5 protein-coding genes are annotated in these 5266 nt (G+C 62.6%); all 5 read right to left on the bottom strand.

Features of this window, described 5'->3' with window-relative positions:
• A partial coding sequence (locus tag RWT78_RS28005) for an MCE family protein (protein WP_314682498.1) occupies positions 1-899 on the bottom strand: 899 nt, incomplete at its 3' end.
• Entirely contained in the window at positions 896-2158 is a 1263-nt protein-coding gene (locus RWT78_RS28000; RefSeq protein WP_003944013.1) for an MCE family protein, read from the bottom strand. The genes RWT78_RS28000 and RWT78_RS28005, both read right to left, overlap by 4 nt.
• Positions 2158-3180 (bottom strand): MCE family protein, encoded by a 1023-nt coding sequence (locus RWT78_RS27995; RefSeq protein ID WP_030536766.1) that lies wholly within the window; start codon positions 3178-3180, stop codon positions 2158-2160. The genes RWT78_RS28000 and RWT78_RS27995 overlap by 1 nt, the downstream gene beginning before the upstream one ends.
• Entirely contained in the window at positions 3177-4199 is a 1023-nt protein-coding gene (locus tag RWT78_RS27990) for an MCE family protein (protein ID WP_231783421.1), read from the bottom strand. The genes RWT78_RS27995 and RWT78_RS27990 overlap by 4 nt, the downstream gene beginning before the upstream one ends.
• On the bottom strand, positions 4196-5266 hold a 1071-nt coding region (locus RWT78_RS27985), incomplete at its 5' end, for an MCE family protein (protein ID WP_314682492.1). The genes RWT78_RS27985 and RWT78_RS27990, both read right to left, overlap by 4 nt.

The following is a 5266-nucleotide window of genomic DNA, read 5'->3' as shown; positions in this document are numbered from 1 at the left end:
GGGAAGGTACTCAGATTGCCCAAATTGTTGATCAGGTCCGGTCCTGTTTCGACCACCTTCTGCAGCGTCGATTCCAAGGAGCTCAAATTGGCTTTCAGATCGTCGCGGGTCCGGTCGACCAGATCGGTCCCGACGTCCCCGAACCTGCCGACCGCATCGAGGGCGGTGGTCAGGTCGACGCGTTGGGCGCTCAGTTCCGCCAAGGCTGGATCAAGGGTCTCCAACGCCTCACCGAGAACGTCTCGCTGAGCCGTGATCTCGCCGGCGAACACGTCGAGATTCTCCATGGTCGTGACTATCGCCTCGCGTTGACGGTCGAGTGTCTCGGTCACGGTGTCCATCTGGCTCAGCAGGTCGCGCGCCGCATCCGTCCGTCCGCCGAGAGCAGTGTTCAGTTCCGTGGTGATGCTGTGAATCTGGGCCAGCCCACCGCCGTTGAGCACCAAGGACAGTGCAGTCAACGCTTCCTCGGTGGTGGGATAGACACTGGCCGATGCAAGGGGAATCACGGATCCCTCCGACAACCGCCCTTCCGGCGCCACCTCGGTGGGCGGCGCGAGCGCAACGTGTTTGGATCCGAGCAGACTGGTTTGGCCGATCTTGGCAGTCGCGTTGGCGGGCAGCGACACCGAGCCGTCGAGCGCAACCGTCACCCGTGCGTGCCAGTTGTCGGTCTCGATCGCACTGATACTTCCGACTGTCACGTCGTTGACCATGACCGGAGAGTTGGGACTGATCGACGTGACGTCCGGCATCTCGATCACGACCGAGAAACTTCCCTCACCGCGGCCGGCCGCGCCCGGCAGCGACACCGAATTCAGCCCGCTCCATTGACAACCCGTCAGAACGAGCACGGCGCTCGCCGCCACACACACTGTTCCCCACCGGCGGCCAGTCATCGTGATCCTGTCGACGGCATGAGCAAGCCGGTCAGATCAGACGCCACCGGTACCGTCGGAAAGCCCAAGGCGCCAGTCGGTTCCAGATCAGGCTCGCTGTACACCAGTTGGTCCGGAAGAGCGCCGAGCGCCCGGGTCGGATTGATGCTCAGGTCCGGGTAGTTGGCCTTGATCGTGTTGAGCAACGGGCCGAGGTATTCGATGCACAAATCTGCGCCCTTCTTCGAGGTGTCGTTGGCCAGGCCGGCGATTCCGCCGCAGATCAAGTCGATCGGGTTGCCGACGTTCTGGAATGCGGGCACACCCACCATCGCTCCTTGGGCCGGCCGGTAGACGTTGTAGTAGTTCGACAACGCTGTCGGAGCCAGATGCAGTACCTTCTCGAGGCCTGCGCGCTTGTCGACCAGTACCTGGGACACGTCGGCCAACTTCGCGATCTGCTCCGTCAAGCCGGTTCGGTTCTGTTCGACGAACCGCTGTACGTCGACGACGGCGGCGTCCAGATCGGCGAGAGCCGGAGCCAATTGCGTCCGGCTCTCGGCGAGCACACTCGAGACGTTTGCCAGTCGTCCTTGGAACTGAACGATCTGTTCGTCGCTTGCGGCGAGTGCGGTCGTGAAGGTCTGCAGGCCGCGGAGAGTGCCGAACAGATCGGCTCCGCCTTCGTCGAGTGTGCTCATAGCCTCCGAGAGTTCGGTCACCGAGCGCCCCAGCGCTTCCCCGTTGCCGGCCAATGCGGATCCGGCACCGTCGAGGAAGTCGGCGGCGGGACCGCGATCGTCCCCGTCGGGACCCAAAGCATCGGCAGCCCGGCCCAGCTGTTCCTTGATCTGGTCCCATTCGACCGGGACCGCCGTTCTGTCGAGTGGGATCTCCGCACCGTCATTCAGTGCGTCGGCGCCGTCCGTCACCGCCGGCGTCAACTGCACGAAGCGGGCCGAGACCAGCGACTGGGCAACGATCACCGCTTTCGCGTCCTCGGCGACGGGAACCTCGCGCGCCAATTTCAGTTCGACGCGCATTCGATCTCCCTGTGGGGCGATCGCGGTGACGCGGCCGACGTCGACTCCCACGACACGAACGTCGTCACCGACATACAGACCGGTTGTCGAGGTGAAGTAGGCCGTCACGTTGTAGTAGCGCAGATGTTGCACCGCAAGGTATCCCGACACGACGACGATCGCCGCACCGATGACGCTTCCACCAACGACGGCGATTCGACGCCAGTTCAGCGGAGTGCGAACTCGTGAAGCACCCATCATCGAACCTCCGGAATCGGTAGCGGCGCAGGTGGTAGCCCGAACATCGCATTGATCAACGGTTGGGTGTATTGCGCCGGCACCAGGTTCTGGACGTAGGCGTAGTAGAAGGGGCCGCTGGCCACGGTGTCACCGAGCGTGCCCACGTACGTACCGAGACCGTCGATTCCCTGAGAAAGGTTGTCCTTGTTGTTCTGCAGAATTCCGACAACCGTGTCGAGTTTGCCGAGGACCGGCTGCAATTGCGCCTCGTTGTCGTGGACGAGTCCGCTCAGCTGGGTCGACAACGCCGAGATGTTCGTGATCACTTCCCCCAGCGCCGCCTGTCGCCGATCCAGTTCTCCCAACAAGGCGTTGCCGTCGACGAGTAGCGCGTTGACCTGTGGTCCACGCTCGGCCAGCGTCCCGGCGACGTCGTTTGCATCGGACAGCAAGGTGCGCAACATGTCGTCGCGTCTATTGACGCTGTCGGAGATCCGTGCGACACCGTCCAGCGCCGGCCTCAGGTTCGGCGCACTGTCGGACATCACCTGCCCCACTGCGTCGAGCGATTCGGAGAGTTGGTCGAGATCGATGTCCTCGACCGTCGTGGTGAGGTCACCGAGCACGTCGGGCAGCGAGTACGCCGATCTTGTTCGCTCGACCGGGATCTCGCCGCCGACCGCGATCCTTCCCGGACCGTCCAGATCGAGCGATACCGCTCGCTTGCCGAGCAACGACATCGTGGTGACGGCCGCCGATGTGCTTTCTCCCAAACCGATCGAGCCTTCCAGTGTGAAATCCACGCGCGCGAGTCCGTGCTCGACCTCGATCCGATCCACCGTTCCGATCTTCACTCCGGCGGCGTTGACTTCGTCTCCCGGCGCGAGACCGCTGGCGTCGGCGAACACCGCGCTGTACCCGACACCCGATTTCAGGAACTGCAGATTCTGATACTGGAGCGATGCCAATACGACGGCGGCCGTGACGACCAATCCCACGACCCCCACGCGTACGGCCTGGCTCTGTGCCATCTCTCTCATCGTGGTGCGCACCTTCCGGTCGTCTGATCCACCAGGTCGACAGTGAGCGGCGTACCGTCGGCACCGTCGACCTTCAGTGCGATTCCGCACAGATAGAAGTTGAAGAACGACCCGTACGAGCCGACTCGGATCAGCTGCTTGTAGTTCGAGGGCATGGACGCGAGAATCCGATCGAGCTCACTTTGTTGCTCGATCAGCGGATTCAGGCTTGCGTCCAGCTTCGACAGGTTTCCCGCGATGTCCGGGCGAACTCCGGCGAGGAGATCGGCGAAGGTGCCTGATGCGGTGTTCACACTCTCGACGGCAGTCCCGATCATCTCCCTGTCCGCCGCGAGCCCGCTGACCAGCTGTTGCAGGTGATCGAGAGTGTCACTGAACTGACCACCGCGGCTGCGCAATTCACTGAGGACACCGTCGAGGTTGCCGATCACTCGACCGATCAGTTGGTCGCGGTCCGCGAGAGTGTTCGTGATCGATCCGGTGTGCGCCAGCACCGATGCCACAGTTCCGGACTGGCCTTGAAACACCTCGAGCAAGGACATCGACAATGCGTTGACCTGCTCCGGGTCCAGGGCTTGAAACAGCGGCTTGAAACCACCGAGTAGCGCATCGAGGTCGAGTGCCGGTGCGGTGCGATCGACGGGGATGCTCTCGCCCTCCGGTTGCGGTTCCGCGATCCCCGGATCGTCGAGCAGTTCGAGGTATCGATTACCCACCAGATCCTGATATCGAACAGCGACTCTGGTCGATACGGTCACGGTGTCACCCGTATCCACACTGAAACTCACGTGGGCACGGTGATTCCCACCGAATTCGACGGAGCCGACAGAACCGACCGGCACACCCGCGATGCGCACCTTGTCGCCGGCTCTGAGCCCGGAGGCGTTGACGAACTCCGCCGAGTACGACCTCGCGTCGCCACCTCGCATCTGGCCGAACACGAGGATCAGCCCGGCGTTGACGAGGATCATCACCAGAACAAAAATTCCGAACTTGACGGTGTACCCACGAACTTTCATCGGATCTCCGTCCCGAACAGGTAGCTCATCAGATCCGGGACCGTGTTCATCGGTTGCCCACCATTCGGCTGACGCTCGGGCGCAAACGGATTCACCCCGGTGTCGGTCACCAGGTAAGGCGCATTGACGTTCGGGTCGCGCAGTGGAAGACCCATACACTGCGGGCCACCGGTTGCCGCGACCTTCGGAAGGTCGTCGGGATATCGGTACGGTTCGGTTCCGGCGATCAGACCGATCGACATCTTGATTCCTGGTTGTCCGTTGTAGGCGCCGTCGCCGATCTTCTTGCTCTCCTGCAATCCGTGGAACATGCAGGGAATCACCGGGGAGTATTCCTCGAGCAGTGCAGTGGTCGGCCGCAGTAACGACAGAACGGTGTCGATACCGGCGGCGTTGGCTCCCAGTACATCTTCTCCGGTGCGGGCGACCCCGATCACGTTGAGCAAGAGGAGATCAAGATTCTGCTGCTCGTCGAGAACAGTGGTTCCCGTCGTCGTGAGCGAGTCGAGGGTGTCCATCAAGTCGAGAACAGCGTCGCGGTAGGTCTGTGTGACGGCTGGTAAATCAGTCAACACATGATCGAGGGCCTCACGTGCAGTGTTGAATTCGAGCAACGAGGAATCTGCTTGTTCGAGTGCGACCCCGAGCCGTTCGCCGCGTCCTTGCAGAGCAGTCGAGAGGGCACCCAATGTCGAATCGAGCTTGCCCGGGTCCACCGTCCGGAGCACGGTGGTGAGTTTCTCGAACACCGTGTTCAGCTCGACGGTCACCCGGGATGCGTCGATCGTCGCCCCGGCGGCAAGTCGCGCGCTGCTCGGCTGCTCCGGCGAGGACAGGCTGACGAACTTCGCGCCGAAGGCCGTGTTCGACGTGATCGCTACATCCACGTTTGACGGAATCGATTCGAGCGCTTCGGGATCGATCGACAACGACAGTTGTGCGGTAGCGTCGTCAGTCGGCGTGATGGACTCCACCGAGCCCACGGTCACCCCGGCCATCTTCACCCGCGCGCCCGGATCCATCACGAGCCCCGCGCGCTCCGCGATCACCGTGATCGGGACGCGAGC

Origin of the sequence: uncultured Rhodococcus sp. (assembly GCF_963525155.1) — a bacterium.
Classification (GTDB): domain Bacteria; phylum Actinomycetota; class Actinomycetes; order Mycobacteriales; family Mycobacteriaceae; genus Rhodococcus_F; species Rhodococcus_F qingshengii.
The sequence above is the reverse complement of the archived record's forward strand: the minus strand, read 5'-3'. Positions and strand labels throughout refer to the sequence as shown.